The organism is Halorientalis sp. LT38 (genome assembly GCF_037031225.1).
Lineage (GTDB): Archaea > Halobacteriota > Halobacteria > Halobacteriales > Haloarculaceae > Halorientalis > Halorientalis halophila.
Genome location: NZ_JAYEZN010000001.1, coordinates 1038358 through 1058088 on the forward strand (window position 1 = coordinate 1038358; position 19731 = coordinate 1058088).

General features: G+C 68.0%; 15 protein-coding genes. 10 read left to right on the top strand and 5 right to left on the bottom strand.

Annotation, left to right across the window (positions count from 1 at the left end; translation table 11 throughout):
* Positions 1–2 precede the first annotated feature (2 nt).
* Complete coding sequence (locus U5918_RS05460) at positions 3–2540, bottom strand: DNA topoisomerase I (protein WP_336000076.1); 2538 nt, start codon at positions 2538–2540, stop codon at positions 3–5.
* 175 nt (positions 2541–2715) lie between these two features.
* On the opposite strand from U5918_RS05460, the gene U5918_RS05465 reads away from it, so the two are divergent.
* On the top strand, positions 2716–3483 hold the full coding sequence (locus U5918_RS05465) for a HEAT repeat domain-containing protein (protein ID WP_336000078.1): 768 nt from the start codon (positions 2716–2718) through the stop codon (positions 3481–3483).
* A gap of 195 nt (positions 3484–3678) precedes the next feature.
* Here U5918_RS05465 and gatB read toward each other — a convergent pair whose 3' ends face one another.
* Positions 3679–5196 (bottom strand): Asp-tRNA(Asn)/Glu-tRNA(Gln) amidotransferase subunit GatB, encoded by a 1518-nt coding sequence (gene gatB / locus U5918_RS05470; RefSeq protein WP_336000079.1) that lies wholly within the window; start codon positions 5194–5196, stop codon positions 3679–3681.
* A 127-nt stretch (positions 5197–5323) separates the two neighbouring features.
* Here gatB and U5918_RS05475 point away from each other — a divergent pair, with 127 nt between their 5' ends.
* Positions 5324–5635: a DUF6199 family natural product biosynthesis protein gene (locus U5918_RS05475; protein ID WP_336000080.1), complete on the top strand. Its 312-nt coding sequence runs from the start codon at positions 5324–5326 to the stop codon at positions 5633–5635.
* A gap of 24 nt (positions 5636–5659) precedes the next feature.
* Here the strand turns inward: U5918_RS05475 and U5918_RS05480 are convergent, their stop codons facing one another.
* Entirely contained in the window at positions 5660–6397 is a 738-nt protein-coding gene (locus U5918_RS05480; RefSeq protein ID WP_336000081.1) for a universal stress protein, read from the bottom strand.
* A complete protein-coding gene (locus U5918_RS05485) occupies positions 6397–7824 on the bottom strand; it encodes an APC family permease (protein WP_336000083.1) in 1428 nt (475 codons plus the stop codon). Before U5918_RS05485 ends, U5918_RS05480 begins: the two co-directional genes overlap by 1 nt.
* Positions 7825–8045: 221 nt before the next feature.
* Between U5918_RS05485 and U5918_RS05490 the strand changes: the two genes are divergently transcribed.
* The 6 genes from U5918_RS05490 (at position 8046) to ppsA (ending at position 17064) form a co-directional block, all read left to right on the top strand.
* Positions 8046–8372 (top strand): DUF7518 family protein, encoded by a 327-nt coding sequence (locus U5918_RS05490; RefSeq protein WP_336000084.1) that lies wholly within the window; start codon positions 8046–8048, stop codon positions 8370–8372.
* 24 nt (positions 8373–8396) lie between these two features.
* Positions 8397–11990 carry a chromosome segregation protein SMC gene (gene smc, locus U5918_RS05495; RefSeq protein ID WP_336000086.1) on the top strand — a complete coding sequence of 1198 codons (3594 nt, stop codon included), beginning with the start codon at positions 8397–8399 and terminating at the stop codon, positions 11988–11990.
* A complete protein-coding gene (locus U5918_RS05500; protein ID WP_336000088.1) occupies positions 11983–13032 on the top strand; it encodes a ScpA family protein in 1050 nt (349 codons plus the stop codon). The genes smc and U5918_RS05500 overlap by 8 nt, the downstream gene beginning before the upstream one ends.
* A gap of 88 nt (positions 13033–13120) precedes the next feature.
* On the top strand, positions 13121–13342 hold the full coding sequence (locus U5918_RS05505) for a hypothetical protein (protein ID WP_336000090.1): 222 nt from the start codon (positions 13121–13123) through the stop codon (positions 13340–13342).
* A gap of 331 nt (positions 13343–13673) precedes the next feature.
* On the top strand, positions 13674–14573 hold the full coding sequence (locus U5918_RS05510; protein ID WP_336000091.1) for a PhzF family phenazine biosynthesis protein: 900 nt from the start codon (positions 13674–13676) through the stop codon (positions 14571–14573).
* A 217-nt stretch (positions 14574–14790) separates the two neighbouring features.
* Positions 14791–17064 carry a pyruvate, water dikinase gene (gene ppsA, locus U5918_RS05515; protein WP_336000093.1) on the top strand — a complete coding sequence of 758 codons (2274 nt, stop codon included), beginning with the start codon at positions 14791–14793 and terminating at the stop codon, positions 17062–17064.
* A 28-nt stretch (positions 17065–17092) separates the two neighbouring features.
* Here the strand turns inward: ppsA and U5918_RS05520 are convergent, their stop codons facing one another.
* Positions 17093–17842, bottom strand: a complete 750-nt coding sequence (locus U5918_RS05520) for an SDR family oxidoreductase (protein WP_336000094.1) — start codon at positions 17840–17842, stop codon at positions 17093–17095.
* Between the two features lie 125 nt (positions 17843–17967).
* Here U5918_RS05520 and mfnA point away from each other — a divergent pair, with 125 nt between their 5' ends.
* Positions 17968–19020: a tyrosine decarboxylase MfnA gene (gene mfnA, locus U5918_RS05525; RefSeq protein WP_336000095.1), complete on the top strand. Its 1053-nt coding sequence runs from the start codon at positions 17968–17970 to the stop codon at positions 19018–19020.
* Between the two features lie 118 nt (positions 19021–19138).
* Positions 19139–19720, top strand: a complete 582-nt coding sequence (locus tag U5918_RS05530; RefSeq protein ID WP_336000096.1) for a DUF7504 family protein — start codon at positions 19139–19141, stop codon at positions 19718–19720.
* The last annotated feature ends 11 nt before the right edge of the window (positions 19721–19731 follow it).

The window sequence follows — 19731 nt, forward strand, 5'->3', positions numbered from 1 at the left end:
GTTCAGTCCGCGGCCTCGGCGCCGGCCTGCTGTTGCCACTCCCGGATCTGGTCGGCGCTGACCCCCTGGACCGTCGTCGCGACGTCGTCGGGGTCCACCGTCTTCAGGTCGTCGAGCGTCTCGATCTCGGCCTCTTCCAGTTTCTCGGCGGTGCGCTCGCCAAGCCCGTCCAGGTCGACGAGGTCGTCGACGGCCTGGCGGGCCTGGTACTCCCGGTAGTTGCAGATCGGACAGCCCAGTTCCCACGGCTCGTCGCCGTTGTGGACGATCAGCTCGGGCAGGTCGTGTTCCTCACAGCGCTCGTCGGTCACCTCGATCTCGCCGCGGCGGGGCAGCGGGAGCGAGTAGTCGCAGTCGGGATAGCGCGTACAGCCCACGAGTCGCGAGCCGTTCCGGAGCTGTTTGATGGCGAGTTCGCCGCCCGCTTCGGCGGTTTCACCGCCTTCGCCTCGCGTCGTCTCCGACGACGCGCCCTCCCCACAATCGGGACAGTCACCGATCACCTCGTCCTCGCTCTCGTCGGCCTCGTCGGCCTTGCACTGGGGACAGCCGTGGACAAATGTATCACGGCCGGCCAGCATCTTGACGTGCGAGAGGCCGTGCTCCTCGCACTCCTCGTCCAGCACCTGCGGTTTGCCCGTGCTGGGCAGCGGGAGGGTGTATCGGCAGTCGGGGAAGCCGTCGCAGCCGACGAAGTGGGAGCCGTGGCGGCTCTGCCGGATCAGCAGGTCGTGGTCGCTCTCGGGGCATGGTCCGAGCGTCCGGTCGGCCTTCAGCGACTGCTGGAGGTGGTCGCCCACCTCCTCGCGGGACTCGTGGAGTTCCTCGAACACGCGGTCGAGCATCTCCCGCGACTCGGCGGTCACGTCGTCCAGCGTCGCCTCGCCGCTGGCGATGGCCGCCATGTCCGCCTCCAGTTCCGCGGTCATGTCCTCGCTGACGACGTGGTCGGCGAACTCCTCGGCGGCCTCGACGACCGCCTTCGCGAGCGTCGTCGGGCGCGGCGGGTCGTTCTCGATATAATTGCGGTCGTAGAGCTTCTCGATGACGTTGTGTCGCGTCGCCTTCGTCCCGATCCCCATGTCCTCCATGCGCTCGATCAGCCGCGACTGGCCGTAGCGGCGCGGCGGCTGGGTCTGCTTCGCTTCGAGTTCCACGTCCGAGACGGCGAGTTCCGCACCCTCCTCCACGTCGGGCACGAAGTTCTCGCTCGCGCTGGAGTAGGGGTAGACCGCGTGGTAGCCCGGTTCGACCAGGCGCTTGCCGTTGGCCTTCAGCTGACAGCCGTTGGCGTCGGCGACGACACGCAGGTGTTCCCAGGTCGCGGCCTCGGCGACGGTCGCGAAGAACCGGCGGACGACGAGTTCGTACACCTCCCACTCGTCGTCGTCGAGTTCGCTCCGGTTCGGGAGCTCCCCCGTCGGGTGGATCGGCGGGTGGTCGGTCGTCTCCTCGTCGCCGCGGGTCGGTTCGATCTCGTCCAGGTTGAGCAGCCCCGCCGCGTCCTCGCCGAACGCGCCCGTTTCGGTAAAGGCCTCCAGCAGTTCCTCCGGGTCGAGGTCGTCGGGGTAGACCGTGTTGTCCGTCCGCGGGTACGTCAGGTAGCCGGCGGTGTACAGCTCCTCGGCGATGCTCATCGCCCGCTGGGCGGAGTAGCCCAGCGAGCCCGCGGCGCTGATGAACTGCGTGGTGTTGAACGGGGCGGGCGGCTCGTCGGTGCGGGTCCGACGGCGGACCTCGGTGACCGTCGCCGCGTCGGCGTCGAGCAGGCGCTCGTGGGCCTCGTCGGCGGCGGCCTCGTCCCAGATGCGGTCGGCCTCCTTGCCGTCGTCGTCCCAGAAGTACTGCGCCTCGAAGGACTGCCCCTCCTCGGTCAGGTCGGCGAACAGCTCCCAGTAGTCGTCGGGCTCGAAGGCCTCGATCTCGCGCTCGCGGTCGACGATCAGCTTCAGCGTCGGCGACTGCACCCGGCCGACGGAGATGAAGTCCTCGCCCAGTTGCCGCGCCGAGAGGGAGAGGAAACGGGTCAGGGCCGCGCCCCAGATCAGGTCGATGATCTGTCGGGCCTCGCCCGCGGCCGCAAGGTCGAAGTCCAGGTCGTCGGGTTCGGCGAAGGCGTCTTTGACCTCGCGCTCGGTGATGGAGGAGAACCGAACGCGCTGGATCGGCACGCCGGTCTCGTCGCGGATGATCTCGTAGGCCTCCTTCCCGATGAGTTCGCCCTCGCGGTCGTAGTCCGTCGCGATGACGGCCTCGTCGGCCCGCTTCGCGAGTTCGCGTAGCGTCCGGACGATGTTTTCCTTCGTGGGCGATTTCGTGATGTCGGCGTCGATCAGTTCGACGGGTTCGACGTCGCGCCAGTCGTTGTACTCGGGCGGGAAGTCGACGCCGACGACGTGGCCCGAGAGGCCGACGACGCGTTTGTCGCCCCAGCGGTAGACGTTGACGCCGTTGCGGCGCTCGGCCTCGGCGCTGTCCTCGCTGAGGATCTCGGCGATGCGTCGCGCGGCGTTGTCCTTCTCCGTGATGATCAGTTCCACGCGATCACACCTCCCGACACCTGGGTGGTCATCGGTCCACGATAAGTTCAGGTCGGTTCTAAAGCTTTCGGCAATAGGAGTGTCGAAACCGCCGGACTGCGCGGGTACGCGCTCCCGCGCGGGTGCGCTCGCGCTCGCTCAACACTTTTTGCCCTCCCCCGTCACGATCCATCCGATGCTCCGGCGTCTGCTGGCGTGGCTCCCCGGCGCGGCCGACGAGCGCGGCGACGGCCCGGATCCCCAAGCCCGTGCCGACCGGATCCGCGAGATCGGACGCGATCCGCTCCAACACGGCCAGGCGGGGACCGACGAGGTGCTCGACGCGCTCGAAGACCGCTCTCCGCTCGTCCGCGCGACGGCTGCGGAGATCCTGGGGTCGGTCGAGGTCTACCACGAACTCGTCCCGGCCGACCCGCTGATCGGCCGGCTGGACGACCCGGACCGCGAGGTTCGCCTCGCGGCCGCGCGGGCGCTGACGATCACGACCGACGCGACGGCGGTCGACGACGTGCTCCCCTACGCGCTCGACGACGATCCCGGCGTCCGGGCCGCGGGCGCGGTCGGGCTCTACCACGCCCTGACTCGGGTCACCTACGAGTTCACGCCCGCCCAGGTCGAAGCGCTGCTGGACTCAGTCGCGGCCGCGGGCGAGTCCAGGGGATCGAACCCCGAGGACGCCGACCTGGGCCGCGAGTACCTCCTGGCGACCCTCGACCGCGGCGCGGCCCCGCAGGACCTGACCGATCTGGACGCCGAACGGACGGCGACGCTCGTGGCCGCGCTCGACGACGAGTCGGCAGCGGTCAGAGCGCAGGCGGCGACGCTGCTCGGCCTGGTCGAGAACGATGCGGCGCGGCAGGCGCTTCGCGACGCGCGTGAGAACGACCCTGACGAGCGGGTCAGAGACGCGGCCGCGGACGGTCTGCGAAACGATACCGGCTGAGAACGACTAGTCGTCCAGTTCCGCCCGCAGCAACTGGTTCACGACCACCTTTTTCTCCTCGGGTCGCCGACGGCGACCCCTCTCTGCTCACGGGCCGCGGAGCGGCCCGTTCGCATGGTATGAGGGAGCGGAGCTCCCTCACTAGTCGAAAAACGTGGGCGAAAAAGCGCTCGCTCCCACTGGTCGCTCGCGGTGCTATTCCTCTAGCGCTTCCCGCAACAACTGGTTCACGTCGCCGGGGTCGGCGCTCCCGCCGGTCTTCTGCATCACCTGGCCGACGAGGAAGTTGATCGCGCCGTCGTCGCCGCCGTGGTAGTCCTCGACGGCGCCGGGGTTCTCCTCGATCGCTTCGGTGACCGCGTCGGCGACCTCGTCGCCGCTGGTCTTGCCCAGGTCCTCCGCCTCGACGACGGTATCGGGGTCTTTGCCGTCGTCGAGCATCGACCGGAGGACGGTCTCGCGGGCGTTCTTGGCCGTGATCTCGTCCTCGGCGACGAGTTCGACGAGACGCGTCACCTCGTCCAGGCGGTCGTCGATTTCCGTGATCTCCATGTCGCGGTAGTTGAGTTCGCCGAGCAGGTTGTCCGCGACCCAGGTCGCCGCGAGGTCGGGGTCGTACTCCCCGGCGAGGTCCTCGAAGAAGTCCGCGACCTGTTTGGTGCTGGTGAGCTTCGAGGCCGCCTCGTCGCTGAGGCCGTACTCGTCGGCGAAGCGCTCGCGGCGAGCGTCGGGCAGTTCCGGGATCGCGATCTGCTCCTTCCAGTCGGCCACCTGCAGCGGGGGCAGGTCGGCCTCCCGGAAGTAGCGGTAATCTTTCTCTTCTTCCTTCGAGCGCATCGAGACCGTGTTACCGTGGGTCTCGTTGAAGTGACGGGTCTCCTGCTCGACGGCGCGGCCGGACTCGACGAGTTTCTTCTGGCGCGAGCGCTCGAAGGAGAGGGCCTTCTCCGCGCCCTTGTGGCTGGAGATGTTCTTGACCTCCGTGCGGTTCGCGTCCGCAAGGACTGTATCGTCGATCTCGCCGTCGCCGTCGACCTCATCGGCGGGGACCAGCGAGAGGTTGGCGTCGATGCGCAGCGAGCCGTCGCGGCTGGGGTCGAAGACGCCCAGGTACTCGAGGACCTCCTCGAGTTTCTCGAGGAAGGAGCGGACCTCCGCGGGCTCGCGGAAGTCGGGTTCCGTGACGATCTCCATCAGCGGCGTGCCGGCGCGGTTGTAGTCGATCAGGGTGTAGTCGGCGCGCTCGATGGAGACAGTGCGGCTCTCCAGGCCCTCCGTGCCCTCTCGGACGTGCTTGATGCTGCCTGGGTCCTCTTCGAGGTGGGCCCGGCGGATGGCGACGGTGCGGCGCTGCCCGTCGACAGAGAACTCCAGGTCGCCGTCCTGGCAGATCGGCGCGTCGTACTGGGTGATCTGGAAGTTCTTGGGCAGGTCGGGGTAGTAGTAGTTCTTCCGGTGGAAGGCGGTCTCCTCGGGGATTTCGGCGTCGATGGCCTTCCCGACTTTGACGGCGGCCTCGACGGCCCCCTCGTTGAGGACCGGCAGGGCGCCGGGGAGGCCGAGACAGACGGGGCAGGTGTGGGTGTTCGGCTCGTCGTCGCCGTCGGCCGTCGAACAGCCACAGAAGATCTTCGTCGCCGTCTCGAGCTGGACGTGCACCTCCAGCCCGATCACGGCGACGTGCTCCCCCGTTTCGGCAGCCTGTGCTGTCATTACCCGCGGTTCGAGAGCCGCCGGCTAAAGGCTAACGACCCGCGCGAGTCCCGCGTCGCCATCCCACACCACCGGCGGCGCCGATCGCGAACACGGCTTTCTTTGCCGTCCTCCGCGTACGTCCGGTATGGCCACCGACACGCTCCGCCGTCTGGGATACGGCTGGCTGCTCGTCCAGGGAGTCGTCGCCGCCCTCGCACCGAAGACGAGCGTCCGCCTGAACGCCCGTCTGTGGGGCATCGCCTTCGAGAACACCGGCGAACTGGAGCCCCGTCCGTGGTACGTCCGGTCGGTCCGCGCCGCGGGCGTCGGGATGCTCGCCGCCGGCGGCGTCGGACTCCTGCTCGAAGATCGGGCCGCCGAGAGCGACGCCGAAGCAGCCGGTGACGTCGACGGCGAGTCCGTCGACCCGATCACGATCGATCCGGACGACGCCTGACCGCGACGTCGCGAGTTCGGTCGGTCAGTCGTCGCCGTCTTCGGTGTCGTCACCGTCGTCACCGGCGGCTCCCTTCGGGCGGACGACGAGGACCGCGCCGAGCGACGCCTCGGCGACCCGTTCTTCGAAGTCGCCGAAGACCAGTTCCCGCCAGTCGGTCGCTCGCTCCCCGAGGACGGTGGCGTCGGTCCCGGCGGCCAGTTCGCCGATGGTCCGGACCGGCCGGTCGGTCTCGATCCGCTCGGCGTCGATCCGATCGGGGTCGACGCCGCCGGCCTCCATCGCCGTGCGTGCCCGGTCGAGTAGATTGAGCGTGTCTTCGTCCCCGCCGTCGATCTCCCGGAGGCGGACGTCGATGTCGCGTCCGGCGACCAGCGCCGCGACGGTCTCGCCGATCCGCTCGGCGGCGACGGCGCCGTGGAGCGCGACCAGCAGGTCCGTCGCGTCCATCGACGGGTTCAGGTGGACGACCACGTCGGCCTTGGTCTCGGCCGCCACCCGATCGAAGGTCTGTTCGCTGTCGTGCGTGAAGACGAGCCGCGTCGTCACGTCGGCGCCCGCGGTTTCGAGCGCCTCCTCGATGTCGTCGAGTTTGTCCCGCGCCCGGTCCTCGAAGGAGAGCCGGGCCTGGTCGGGCGAGGTCTGCTCGGGGATGACGTGATACCCCAGCACGGTGACTTTCGCCGGTGCCAGCAGTTCGATGACGCCCTGCGGAACTGTCTCGCTCTCGAGGAGTTCGACGGGGACGAGTGCGTGAACCATCAGAGGACACCTCGTAACTCAACGTCCCTGGCGTAGTAATAGTACCACCCGGCCGCGACCACCATCAATCCGAGGCCGACGATCTGCGAGAGCCGTTGCATCAGCAGGATCAGCGCGAAACTCGCGAGCGCACCCAGGATCGGCACGACCGGATACCCAGGGACGCGGAAGTCGGGGTCGTACCAATCCGGTTCGTCACGCCGGAGCGCGAGCAGGGCCACGCACATCAGCCCGTACATCACGAGGTGGAGGAAGGAGGCGACCTCCGCGAGCACCTCCACTTCGCCGCTCGCGACGAGGACGACCACGGGGACGCCGGCGAGCAACAGTGCGACGTGCGGCGTGCCGTACCGGAGGTTGACGACGCCGGCCTTGCGGGGAAAGAGAGCGTCGCGGCTCAGCGCGAAGATGGCCCGCGAGGAGCTCATGATCGACGCGTTGGCCGAGGAGATGGTCGCCAGGAGTCCCGCGACCAGGATGGCGACGGCGCCGGGCGCGCCGAGGAGGTTCCGCGCCACCTCGACCATCGCCGTCTCGCCGAAGCCGGCGAGACGCTGGCTCTCGAAGGCGCTGGTGGCGACGAACACCGTCGCGACGTAGAACACGCCGACGATCACCACCGAGCCGACCATCGCCAGCGGGAGGTTTCGGCTCGGCTCCTCGATCTCGCCCGCCACCGTCGCGACCTGCGCGAAGCCGAGGTAGGAGGTGAACACGAGCGCCGCGGTCGTGAAGATCGGCAAGGGCCCGAACGGGGCGAACGCCTCCGGCGTGCTGACGCGACCGAAGACGCCGAGCGCGTCGAGGCCGCCGTAGCTCAGAAAGAGCGTCAGGATCACGAGCAAGAGACCGACGACGCCGTTCTGGAGCTTCGCGGTGTTCTCGGTCCCGGTCATCGACAGCGCAGTGAGGAAGACGCCGAACAGGAGGCCGGACGCGATCACGGGGTCGAAGCCGATGGCCACGCCGACCTCCGAGAGGACCGCCGCGACGTAGCTGCCGAAGCCGACCAGGTAAAAGGCAGAGGCGAAGACGAGGCCGAGCCACAGGGAGATACCGACGACGGTTCCGGCGAGCGTCCCCAGCCCGCGCGAGATGAAGTAGTACCCGCCGCCGCTGCGGGGCATCGCCGTCGCGAGTTCGGCGGTCGGAATCGCGACCAGGAGCGCGACGACCGCGCCGATGGCGAACGAAGCGGCCGCCGCCGGTCCGGCCTCCCCCGCGGCGATTCCCGGGAAGACGAAGATACCCGCGCCGATCATCGTCCCGATACCGATGGAGAGCGCGCCCGACAGCGACAGGGTCCGCTCGAGTTCGACGCCGTCGGCCTCGTCGACCGACGGATCGCCGTCCGAGACCGGTGCGGTCGGCTCCGGGGTCTCGCCGCCACGATTGACCCCGCCCGGCGGCTCCGGCTCCGTGGACATGTCATCGAGTACAGAGTGAACGCCCTAATGTCTGGGGGAAATTCCCACCGGGCGGGCACAACGGCGTGTCGGCAGGCTCTAGACTAATGGCCGGTGGAGCGGGGTGGCGAACCCCGCCAGCGTCAGGTCATGTACTGGCCGGTTTTCCCGGACCGGATCCTATCAGAAAGGATGTGAATGTCTGACGTAACTTTATGGCGTCAGGGGCGGGTTTGCTTGGTATGGCGAGCGGCAACCGCGTCGAGGAACTCGAATCGCGCGTCAAAGAACTGGAAGCGACGGTCGACGGGCTGACGGACGAACTCGTCGAGTGCAAGGTTCGCATCCGCGAACTGGAGAACGTCGTCGACGACCAGGTCGGCCTGGACACCATCGACGGCAGCGGCGTCGGCTCGTCGACCCCGCCCCGGGAGCGCGAGGCCGACTCGGAGTCCGAAGCCGACGCCGAGCGCGCTCAGCCCGCCGAGCCGGCCGAAGCGCCTAAATCGGAGGCCCCCGAGGCAGAAGACGACGCGGAGTCCGAATCCAGCGACATCATCATCGCCTGACGGGCTCCGGCAACGAGCACCCCCATGCACATCAAAGAGCTCGTCCTCGACAATTTCAAGAGTTTCGGCCGGAAGACCCGAATCCCGTTTTACGAGGATTTCACTACCGTGAGCGGCCCGAACGGCTCGGGCAAGTCGAACATCATCGACTCGATCCTGTTCGCGCTCGGACTCGCCCGCACCTCGGGCATCCGGGCCGAGAAGCTGACCGACCTCATTTACAACCCCGGTCACCACGACGGCGATCGCGAGAGCGACGAGGAACGCGAGGCCAGCGTCGAGGTCATCCTCGACAACGCCGACGGGACCCTGGAACGGGGGACCGTCGTCAACGCCGCCGGCACCGAAGACGTGGGCGACTGCGAGGAGATTTCCATCAAGCGCCGCGTCAAGGAGACCGAGGACAACTACTACTCGTATTACTACATCAACGGCCGCTCGGTCAACCTCTCGGACATCCAGGACCTGCTCGCGCAGGCCGGCGTCACCCCCGAGGGCTACAACGTCGTCATGCAGGGCGACGTGACCGAGATCATCAACATGACCCCGGGCGCGCGCCGCGAGATCATCGACGAGATCGCGGGCGTCGCCCAGTTCGACGCCAAGAAGGAGGACGCCTTCGAGGAGCTGGAAGTCGTCGAGGAACGCATCGAGGAGGCCCAGCTCCGCATCGACGAGAAGCGGGACCGCCTCGAACAACTGGAAGACGAGCGCGAGACCGCCCTCGAGTACCAGGACCTCCGGGACGAGAAACAGGAGTACGAGTCCTTCCGGAAAGCCGCCGAGCTCGAGGACAAGCGCAGCGAACTCGAGGCCGTCCGCGAGGAGATCGAAGAACTGGAGGGCGAACTCGACGACCTCCAGCGCGAACTCGACGAGCGCCAGGGGACGGTCCTCCGCCTGGAGGAGGACCTCGAGGACCTCAACGCCGAGATCGAGCGCAAGGGCGAGGACGAGCAGTTGCGGATCAAACGCGAGATCGAGGAGGTCAAAGGCGAGATCTCCCGGCTCGAAGACGCCGTCGCGAGCGCCGAGGAGAAAATCGAGGACGCAGAAAACGAGCGCCGCCAGGCGTTCGTCCAGATCGACCGGAAACAGGAGTCGATCGACGAGCTCGAGAGCGACATCCGCGAGACGAAAGTCGCCAAGTCGGGCGTCAAGGCCGACATCCAGGAGAAGGAGGGCGAACTCGAGGACCTCCAGGAGCGCATCGACGAGGTCGGCGAGGAGTTCGAGGAGGTCAAGGCCGAACTCGACGAGAAGCGCGCAGCCATCGAGGGCAAAAAGAGCGAGAAAAACGACCTCCAGCGCGAGCAGGACCGCCTGCTCGACGAGGCGCGCCGACGCTCGAACCAGCAGCGCGAGAAGGAGGAGGCCATCGAGGAGGCCGAAGCCCGCCTCCCCGAGATCCAGGCCGAGATCTCCGATCTGGAGACCGAACTGGAGAAGGCCGAACAGAACCAGACGACCATCGCGGGCGTCGTCGAGGACCTCAAGGCCGAGAAACGCGAACTGCAGTCTGACTTGGACGAGATCGAGGACGAGATCTCGGCCAAACAGCAGGAGTACGCCGAACTCGAGGCGAAGGCGGGCCAGGACGGCGACTCCTCCTACGGCCGGGCGGTGACGACGATCCTGAACGGCGGGATGGACGGCGTCCACGGCACGGTCGGCCAGCTGGGCGGCGTCGACCCCGAGTACGCGACTGCCTGTGAGACCGCCGCGGGCGGTCGGCTCGCCCACGTCGTCGTCGACGACGACGGCATCGGCCAGCAGTGCATCGAGTACCTCAAGTCGCGCAACGCGGGGCGGGCGACCTTCCTGCCCATCACGAAGATGAGCCAGCGCTCGCTGCCGAGCCTGCCGAGCCACGACGGCGTGGTGGACTTCGCGTACAACCTGGTCGACTTCGACCCCGAGTACGCGGGCATCTTCTCGTACGTGCTGGGCGACACGGTGATCGTCGACGAGATGGACACCGCCCGCGACCTGATGGGCAAGTTCCGGATGGTCACGCTGGAGGGCGACCTCGTCGAGAAATCCGGCGCCATGACCGGCGGTTCCTCGAAGGGGACCCGCTACTCCTTCTCCGGCGGGCAGGGCCAGCTGGAGCGGGTCGCCGCGCGGATCAACGACCTCGAGGACGAGCGGCAGTCGATCCGCTCCGATCTTCGAGACGTCGAGAACCGGCTCGACGACGCGCGCGACCGCAAGTCCGACGCGACCGATCAGGTCCGCGAGATCGAGAGCGAGATCGAGGATCTGGAGGGCGAGTACGAGGAGACCGAACAGCGGATCGAGCGCCTGGAGGCCGAGCTGGAGGAGATCGAGGCCGACCGGCAGGAGGTCTCCGACCGGATGGACGAACTCGAAGGCGAGATCGAGGCCCGCACCGCCGAGATCGAGGAGATCGAAGCCGAGATCGCAGAGCTAGAGAGCGAGATCGAGGACTCCGAACTCCCGAAGCTGACGAGTCAGGCCGACGAGGTCCGCGAGGCGATCGACGACCTCGAGGACCGCCGGGACGACCTCGACGCCGACCTCAACGAGCTCCAGCTCGAGAAACAGTACGCGGAAGAGGCCATCGAGGAGCTCCACGACGACATCGAGGCCGCCCAGAACCGCAAGGCCGAGCAGGAAGAGCGCATCGAAGAACTCGAGGGGAAGATCGACGAGCAGGAGGAACTGCTCGAAGAGAAGGAGGAAGCGGTCGCCGACCTCGAAGAGGAACTCGCGGACCTCAAGGAAGAGCGCCAGGAGCACAAGGACGAACTGAAGGCGGCCAAGGAACGCCGCGACGAGCAGCAGTCGAAGGTCACGAGCGTCGAGGACGACCTCGCGGACCTCCGCGAGGACGAGGAGCGCCTCGACTGGGAGGTCTCCGAACTCGAGAGCGAGGTCGGGGACTACGACCCCGAGGACGTGCCGGACCACGACGAGGTCGAGGCCGAGATCGAACGCCTCGAAGGCGAGATGGAGAAACTCGAACCCGTCAACATGCTCGCCATCGAGGAGTACGACGAGGTGGCCGACGACCTCGAGGACCTGGAGGACAAGAAGGGGACGCTCGTCGAGGAGGCGGAGGGCATCCGCGAGCGGATCGAGACCTACGAGCAGCGCAAGAAGGCGACCTTCATGGATGCCTACGAGGGCATCAACGAGCAGTTCGAGGACATCTTCGAGCGCCTCTCGAACGGGACCGGGACGCTGCACCTCGAAAACGAGGAAGACCCCTTCGAGGACGGGCTGACGATGAAGGCCCAGCCCAAGGACAAGCCGATCCAGCGGCTGGCGGCGATGTCCGGCGGGGAGAAGTCCCTGACGGCGCTGGCCTTCATCTTCGCCATCCAGCGGTACAACCCGGCGCCGTTCTACGCGCTGGACGAGGTCGACGCCTTCCTCGACGCCGCCAACGCCGAGATGGTGGGCGAGATGGTCGACGAACTCGCCGGCGAGGCGCAGTTCGTCGTGGTCTCCCACCGCTCGGCCCTGCTGGAGCGGTCCGAGCGAGCCATCGGCGTCACGATGCAGGAGGACAACGTCTCCGCCGTGACCGGGATCGATCTGAGCGAGATCGGTGGCGGGGACGGAGATGAAGAGGTGCCAGCGGATGACTAGCGAGGACGACCGAAGGGAGTCCTCGGAGAAATCGAGCGGGGAGCGCAGCGACCCGCGAGATAGCGACGACGGAATCCCGCTGAACATCGCAGGCCACGAGGACCGGGAGCGGCCCGACGGAGCGTCGTCGATGCTGGGTGGTGACGACGGCGAGTCGGATAGCAGTGAGGACGAAGCCGACGGAAGCGACGACGAGGCTCGCGCCGAACAGCCCGGACTCGGTGCGGGCTTCGAGGGTCCCGAACCGCCGGAGGAAGACGACGTGCAGCCAGTCGAGGTGCTGGTCCAGCTGGCCAAGGACGGCGAGATCGAACCGTGGGACATCGACATCGTGACGGTGACCGACAAGTTCCTCGACCGCCTGGACGAGGCGGACCTCCAGACCTCCGGGCGGGCGCTGTTCTACGCGAGCGTCCTGTTGCGGATGAAAAGCGACGCAATGTTGAACGACGACGCGGACGAAGAACCCGAGCCCGAGCCATGGGAGGCGGCGGCGATGGGCGAGGACACGCCGATCGACCCGGAGGCGGACCCGTTCGCGTCGCTGGAGAAGGAGATGGACCGTCGGCTCGACCGCAAGCGGGCCCGGGGGATGCCCCAGACGCTGGACGAACTCGTTCGCGATCTGCGTGAAGCGGAGCGCGACACCTGGTGGAAGGAGTCCAGGGAGTACGACACCAGCGGGAGTCCGGGGACCTACCAGCGCGGGACGCAGGAACTCGACTACCGGGCCGGCGACGAGTTCCGGATGGACGACGAGCCGACGGCGGCGGACGTGACCGGGACCGCCCACGGCGAGGACATCGACGCGATCATCGACGACGTGTACGGGGCCTGCCTGGAACAGTGGGAGGCCGGGCGCGACGAGGTGCTCTACGCCGAGATCGAGCACGCGGGCGGGAGCCGGGTCGAGACCTTCCTCGGACTGCTCTTTCTCTCCCACCGGGGACAGGTGTACCTCCAGCAGGACGATCTCTTCGGCGACCTCTGGGTGCAGGACCCCAACGGGCCCGAGGCCTCGGAAGAAGCCGTCGCGGACTGACGGTTCAGCGCGGTAATTCGTGGGGCTCGTCATCTCAACCGGCCAAGAACGGGTGATTAACCGTCTCCACGTCGAACCGGGACGTGCAATGGCAAACAACGAACTCGGCCCGCTCGGCTGGTTCTCGGCCGCGGGCTTCGTGATCCTGAGTCTGTTGTACGTCGTCGACATGCAGGGCATCGCGCAGTGGCCGGTGTCGCTACCCGTCACCGGCGCGCTCGCACTGCTGGCCGCCGCGGGCGCGATCCTGTTCTGGTACGGGAACGACCCGACCGCGGCCGAAGAGCCGACCACGACCAGAACGAACTGACCGATCGGCCCCGTTTTTTCCGTTGCGTCCCCGTCGGCGAAAGAGCTATGTAGGACCATGACATATGGTAGCAGTACACATGACGCCGACGAAATTCCAGGAGCGCCTGGCCGAGACCGAGGGCCGAGTCGACACCGAGCAGTTCCTCCAGGCGCTCCAGTACGTCCGCGACGACGGGCGCAAGTGAGGGCGTGGGCGGCGCCGGGCGGGACGGTGCGGAGCGGCGGTTCGATTACTCGCGGCTGGTGCTCTCCGGGCCAGAGCGACGCGGGTGGCGGCCGCGTCGCGGCCCGACGGTAACTTAATCCGACCGGTGGGCGAACGCGCTGGCATGGACACCCGACAGGCGCTTCTGGTCGACGCGTTCACCGACGAGCCGCTCGCGGGCAACGCCGCAGGCGTCGTGCCCGACGGGGACGGCCTCGACGACGAGCAGATGCAGGCCGTCGCCGCGGAACTCGGCGCGAGCGAGACGGTCTTCCTCCGCGAGTCCGACGCGGCCGACCGCGCGATCCGCTACTTCACGCCGAAAACTGAGGTCGACATGTGCGGCCACGCGACGATCGCGAGCCACGCGTACCTCTACGAGCGCGGCGAGATCGACGCGGGCGAACACACCCTCGAGACCGAGGCGGGCGTCCTCGACATCGAAGTCACCGACGACGGCGGCGTCTGGATGACCCAGAACCAGCCGGAGATCCGCCGGGTCGACCTTGACTACGACCGCGTGGCCGACGCGCTCGGGATCGACGTCGCGGCCCTGGAGGACGTGGGCGCGGACCTCCCGCTCGCGCGCAGCACGACCGGCCTCCCCTTCCTGGTCGTGCCGGTGAACTTCATGGAGCACCTGAGCGCGCTCGACCCCGATATGCGCGCCATCGAGGACCTGAGTCACGAATTCGACACCGCGGGCGTCTACGCCTTTACCTTCGACACGCTAGAGCAGGAATCGACCTTGCACGGCCGGATGTTCGCCCCGAAGGAAGGCGTCCCGGAGGACCCGGTGACCGGCACCGCCAGCGGGGCAGTGGGGGCCTACCTGCGCGAGTTCGAAGCCTTCGACGATCTGCCCGACGAGATGATCTTCGAGCAGGGATACTTCGTCGACCGGCCGGGGACGGTGTACGTCGAAGTCGGCGCCGAGATCCGCGTGGGTGGGTGGGCAGTGACCGCACTCGACGGCGACCTCGTGGTCCCGGACACCGAATCGGACGACATCATCGAGGTGTAGGAACCCCTTACCCTGCGGGCCGATTCCTCCGGGCCCTGAGAGTGCGAGTAGTCCCACGATACCAACGGACGGCGAGGGGTGACGAGGGGTATGGCAAACGCCAGACGAGGGCGGTCCGGCGACCGTTCAGCCGGGGTGAGATACGCTGGCACGCGTCGCGCGGTTGGCGCGGTTCGGAACCTTCTTTATCGGTGTTCTGTACTTCCCAGGTGAGGACATGGCTGTACTCTGGCTGGACGAAATCGGGGCAGACGACCTCGAGTCGGTTGGCGGGAAGGCGGCCTCGTTAGGGGAACTTACGGCCGCAGGCCTGCCAGTTCCCCCGGGGTTCGTCGTCACGGCGGGGACCTACCGACGATTTATCGAGGAGACAGGCATCGACGAACAACTGTTCGAGGCGGTCGACGTGGACGCCGAGGACTCGAAGGCGCTGGCCGAAGCCGAGGCGCGCGCCCAGGAACTCATTCTGGAGACGGAGATGCCCGAGGATCTCCGCGAGGAGATCCTGGCCTCCTACGAGGAGATCGGCGAGGGCGAGGCCTTCGTCGCGGTCCGCTCCTCGGCGACCGCCGAGGACCTGCCCGACGCGTCCTTCGCCGGTCAACAGGAGACGTTTCTGAACATCACCGGCGAGGACCTCCTGGACAAGGTCAAGCGCTGCTGGGCCTCCCTGTTTACCCAGCGAGCGACCTACTACCGCCAGGAGCAGGGCTTCGCCCACGACAAGGTCGACATCGCGGTCGTCGTCCAGCAGATGGTCGAGGCCGAGAAGTCCGGCGTGATGTTCACCTCGCACCCCTCGACCGGTGAGAAGCAGGTCATCATCGAGGCCGCCTGGGGTCTGGGCGAGGGCGTCGTCTCCGGCTCCGTCACCCCGGACAACTACGTGATCGACCGGGCCAACGGTGCGGTGACCGACGTCGAGGTCGCCGACAAGAAGACGATGTACTCCAAGGATCCGGAGACCGGCGAGACCGACGAGCGGCCGGTGCCCGAGGAGAAACGCAACGAGCGCGTCATCGACGACGGCGAGATCGACAGGCTCGTCGAACTCGGCGAGCAGGTCGAGGACCACTACGACACGCCCCAGGACGTCGAGTGGGCCATCTTCGAGGGTGACGTCTACATGCTGCAGTCGCGCCCGATCACCACTATCGCCGAGGGCGAGGGGACGGCCGCGACCGCCGACGGAAGCGGCGCGACGGCCGCCCAGAAAGACGAGGAAGACGTCCTGCTCTCGGGACTCGGCGCGAGCCCGGGGATCGCGTCCGGTGCCGTCCGGATCGTCGACAAGCTCGACCAGCTCGACAAGGTCGGCGAGGGCGACATCATCGTCACCGAGATGACCACGCCCGACATGGTGCCGGCGATGAAACGCGCCGCCGGCATCGTCACGAGCGAGGGCGGGATGACCTCCCACGCCGCAATCGTCGCGCGCGAACTGGGTGCCCCCGCGGTCGTCGGGACCGGCGGGGCGACCGAGGCCCTCGAGGACGATCAGGTCGTCACCATCGACGGCGACAAGGGGACCATCCGCGAGGGCCGGGAGGCAGAAGAGGAGACCGAGCCCATCGAGGAGGTCCGCCCCCAGGCCCCCGTCAAGCCGATGACGGCGACGGAGGTCAAGGTCAACGTCTCGATCCCCGAGGCCGCAGAGCGTGCGGCCGCGACCGGCGCGGACGGCGTCGGCCTGCTCCGGATCGAGCACATGATCCTGTCGACGAACAAGACGCCCCAGCGGTACATCGACGACCACGGTGAGGAGGCCTACGTCCAGGAGATCGTCGACGGCGTCCGCGGGGTCGCAGACGAGTTCTACCCGCGCCCGGTCCGGGTCCGGACGCTCGACGCGCCGACCGACGAGTTCCGCCAGCTCGACGGCGGCGAGGACGAGCCCGAGGAACACAACCCGATGCTGGGCTACCGCGGCATCCGCCGCAGCCTGGACCGCCCGGACGTGTTCAAACACGAACTCGAGGCGTTCCGCCAGCTCTACGACATGGGCTACGACAACGTCGAGATCATGTTCCCGCTGGTCAACGACGCCGACGACGTCCTGCGGGCCAAGGCGCTCATGCAGGAGGCCGGCATCGACCCCGAGAAGCGTTCCTGGGGCGTGATGATCGAGACGCCCGCCGCGGCGCTGGGCGTCGAGTCGATGGCCGAAGCCGGCATCGACTTCGCCTCCTTCGGCACGAACGACCTGACCCAGTACACGCTCGCGGTCGACCGCAACAACGGCAACGTGGCCGACCGGTTCGACGAACTCCACCCCGCCGTCCTCGACCTCATCAGCCAGACCATCGAGGCCTGTCGCGAACACGACGTCAACACGTCGATCTGCGGCCAGGCCGGCTCCAAGCCCCGGATGGTGCAGCACCTCGTCAACGAAGGTGCGACCTCCATCTCGGCCAACATCGACGCCGTGCGCGACGTCCAGCACGAGGTCAAGCGCGTCGAGCAGAAACTCCTGCTCGATTCGGTGCGCTAACTTCGACAGCCAGGGTTTTCGCCCGCCGTCACATCGTCCCGAACAGCTCGAACTTGTCCCGCCGGTAGAGGTCGATCTCGCTCGCCATCGAGGGCGACTGCTCGGCGGCGAAGACGATCGCTTCGGCGATCTCTTCGGGTTCGCTCACCTCCCCTTCGTCGAACCGTTCCGCGAAGGTCTCGCCATAGACGCCGCCGAACTCCGTGCGCACCTCCGAGGGGTTGACGACCGTGACGGCGACGTCGTCGTCGCCGACCTGCGCGGAGACGCTCTTGGCGAAGCCGCGGGTCCAGAACTTGCTCGCGGCGTAGACCGGGTTGGACGGCCGGGGGAACTTCCCCGCGAAGCTCCCGAGGTAGACGAGCGTGCCGCTGGACTCCCGGAGGTGCGGGAGCGCTTCCCTGGTCGCGAAGAACATCCCGTCGCAGTTGACGGCCATCATCGTGCGGTACTGCTCGGTGCTCATGTCTTCGATCTTCGCGCCGCGGGCGAGGCCGGCGTTGTTCACGAGCAGGTCGAGGCCGCCGAACTCGTCGACGGTCGCCTCGATCAGCGCCCCGACGGCGTCCTCGTCGGTGACGTCGGTCGGGACGACCAGCGCCTCGGTGCCGTGCGCTCGACTGACCGCGTCGGCGATCTCGTCGAGACGACCCTCCCGTCGAGCCGCAAGGACGACGTCGGCGCCCTCGCGTGCCAGCGCGTGGGCCGTGGCGCGCCCGATGCCTGCGCTCGCGCCGGTGATCACTGCCGTCCGCCCGTCGAGTGAGTCCCGTGTCATCCCACCGACGTACGGAGTGGAGGCTGTTAATCGTTCGTCCCGGCCCGGGAAACAGCGTTTCCGTCGCGGCGGGCGCGAGTGAACAGAGCGCAACCCCTAAGCCGGTGCCCTCACTTGTCCTGCACATGCAGCGGGCCGAACCGCAGGACTTCAACCGCGTGCTCTCCTCGATGTGCACCAGGCCACATCCAGCGGCCCGCGACGCCGCAGAGGAGTTTCTGGCGACGAATCCGGGCGACCCCGGAACCTACGAGGCGGTCGCCGAGATGGAGCAGGAGGCGGTGGAGATGCTCGGGACCATCGCCGGCCTCCCCAGCGCCGCGGGGTACGTCACCAGCGGCGGGACGGAGGCCAACATCCAGGCGGTCCGCATCGCCCGCAACCGCGCCGAGACCGACCGGCCGAACATGGTCGCGCCCGAGAGCGCACACTTCTCCTTTAACAAGGCGGCAGACATCCTCGGCGTCGAGTTGCGGACGACGCCGACCGACGCGGACCACCGCGCCGACCCGGACGCGACCACTGCGGTCGTCGACGAGGACACCGTCCTCGTGGTGGGCGTCGCCGGCTCGACGGAGTACGGCCGCGTCGATCCCATCCCGGCGTTGGCCGACATCGCGAACGAGGTGGACGCGCTCTGTCACGTCGACGCCGCCTGGGGCGGCTTCGTCCTCCCATTCACCGACCACCGGTGGCACTTCGGCCACGCCGACGTCGACACGATGACGATCGACCCCCACAAGATGGGACAGGCCGCCATCCCCTCCGGCGGACTGCTCACCCACTCGAAGTCGCTGCTCGACGAACTCGCCGTCGAGACCCCGTATCTGGAGTCCAAATCCCAGGCGACGCTGACGGGGACGCGTAGCGGCGCGGGGGTGGCCAGCGCCGTCGCGGCGATGGACGAACTCTGGCCCGTCGGCTACCGAGAGCAGTACCACGAGTCGATGGCCAACGCCGAGTGGCTGGCCGACCGCCTGGCCGCGCGGGGCCACGACGTGGTCGAGCCCGACCTGCCCATCGTCGCGGCGGACATGTCGATGCCGGTGACCGAGGACCTGCGCCAGCGCGGCTGGCGGGTCACCAAGACCGGCGCGGGCGAGATGCGCGTCGTCTGTATGCCCCACGTCACCCGCTCGATGCTGCGGTCGTTCGTGGCCGAACTGGACTGGTTCTGAGCGCCGTCGACCGGCCGCTTTCCGTCCGCGGACGCTCGCTGCTGCGCCAAATTTATTCGGATCGAAACGATCGAAAGCTATTCGATCCCCCAGAGTGACACGATGGATAGAACGGGGCATGCAACGACAGGCAGCGGTTCGGTCGGCTGGCGAACGCTCGCGGATCCTGGTCCTCGCGTCGACGTCCGACCTGGCGGCCGCGGATTGTTGCGTCGACCTGCTGGCGACCGAGCGCCCGGCGACCCAGCGCGTGCTCGCGCTCTCGTACGGGCGACGCCCGACCCGGATCGCCGACCACTGGGAGACGGTCCACGGGACGCTGCCGGACTCGATGGCCGTGATCTGCCCCGAGTCACGCGTCGAGGGCGAGCCACAGGCGGGCGTCCACACGACCCACGTCCCCACGAGCGATCTGACGGGCGCGAGCATCGCCCTCTCGCGGTACCTCGACCGCTGGGCGGAGACGGAGGCGCCGATCGCGGTCTGTCTCGACTCCGTGTCGTCCCTCCTCGACGCGACGGCGCGCGACCGGGTCTTCCGGTTCCTGCACACAGTCACCAGTCGGTGTCTGGCCGTCGACGCGACCGTCCACGCGCACCTGGACCCCGATCGAGCCGACGATCAGACCGTCGCCACCGTGGCGACGCTGTTCGACGCGGTCGTCCGGCGAGAGGCGGACGGCCGGACGATCCGGGAGTGAGCGAGCGGGCG

Coding starts and splice junctions, on each gene's coding strand:
- U5918_RS05485 (WP_336000083.1), bottom strand. CDS start 7,824: ATGTCCACGGAGCCGGAGCCGCCGGGCGGGGTCAATCGTGGCGGCGAG.
- U5918_RS05505 (WP_336000090.1), top strand. CDS start 13,121: ATGGCAAACAACGAACTCGGCCCGCTCGGCTGGTTCTCGGCCGCGGGC.
- U5918_RS05530 (WP_336000096.1), top strand. CDS start 19,139: ATGCAACGACAGGCAGCGGTTCGGTCGGCTGGCGAACGCTCGCGGATC.
- U5918_RS05465 (WP_336000078.1), top strand. CDS start 2,716: ATGCTCCGGCGTCTGCTGGCGTGGCTCCCCGGCGCGGCCGACGAGCGC.
- mfnA (WP_336000095.1), top strand. CDS start 17,968: ATGCAGCGGGCCGAACCGCAGGACTTCAACCGCGTGCTCTCCTCGATG.
- U5918_RS05475 (WP_336000080.1), top strand. CDS start 5,324: ATGGCCACCGACACGCTCCGCCGTCTGGGATACGGCTGGCTGCTCGTC.
- gatB (WP_336000079.1), bottom strand. CDS start 5,196: ATGACAGCACAGGCTGCCGAAACGGGGGAGCACGTCGCCGTGATCGGG.
- U5918_RS05510 (WP_336000091.1), top strand. CDS start 13,674: ATGGACACCCGACAGGCGCTTCTGGTCGACGCGTTCACCGACGAGCCG.
- U5918_RS05490 (WP_336000084.1), top strand. CDS start 8,046: ATGGCGAGCGGCAACCGCGTCGAGGAACTCGAATCGCGCGTCAAAGAA.
- U5918_RS05520 (WP_336000094.1), bottom strand. CDS start 17,842: ATGACACGGGACTCACTCGACGGGCGGACGGCAGTGATCACCGGCGCG.
- ppsA (WP_336000093.1), top strand. CDS start 14,791: ATGGCTGTACTCTGGCTGGACGAAATCGGGGCAGACGACCTCGAGTCG.
- U5918_RS05500 (WP_336000088.1), top strand. CDS start 11,983: ATGACTAGCGAGGACGACCGAAGGGAGTCCTCGGAGAAATCGAGCGGG.
- smc (WP_336000086.1), top strand. CDS start 8,397: ATGCACATCAAAGAGCTCGTCCTCGACAATTTCAAGAGTTTCGGCCGG.
- U5918_RS05480 (WP_336000081.1), bottom strand. CDS start 6,397: ATGGTTCACGCACTCGTCCCCGTCGAACTCCTCGAGAGCGAGACAGTT.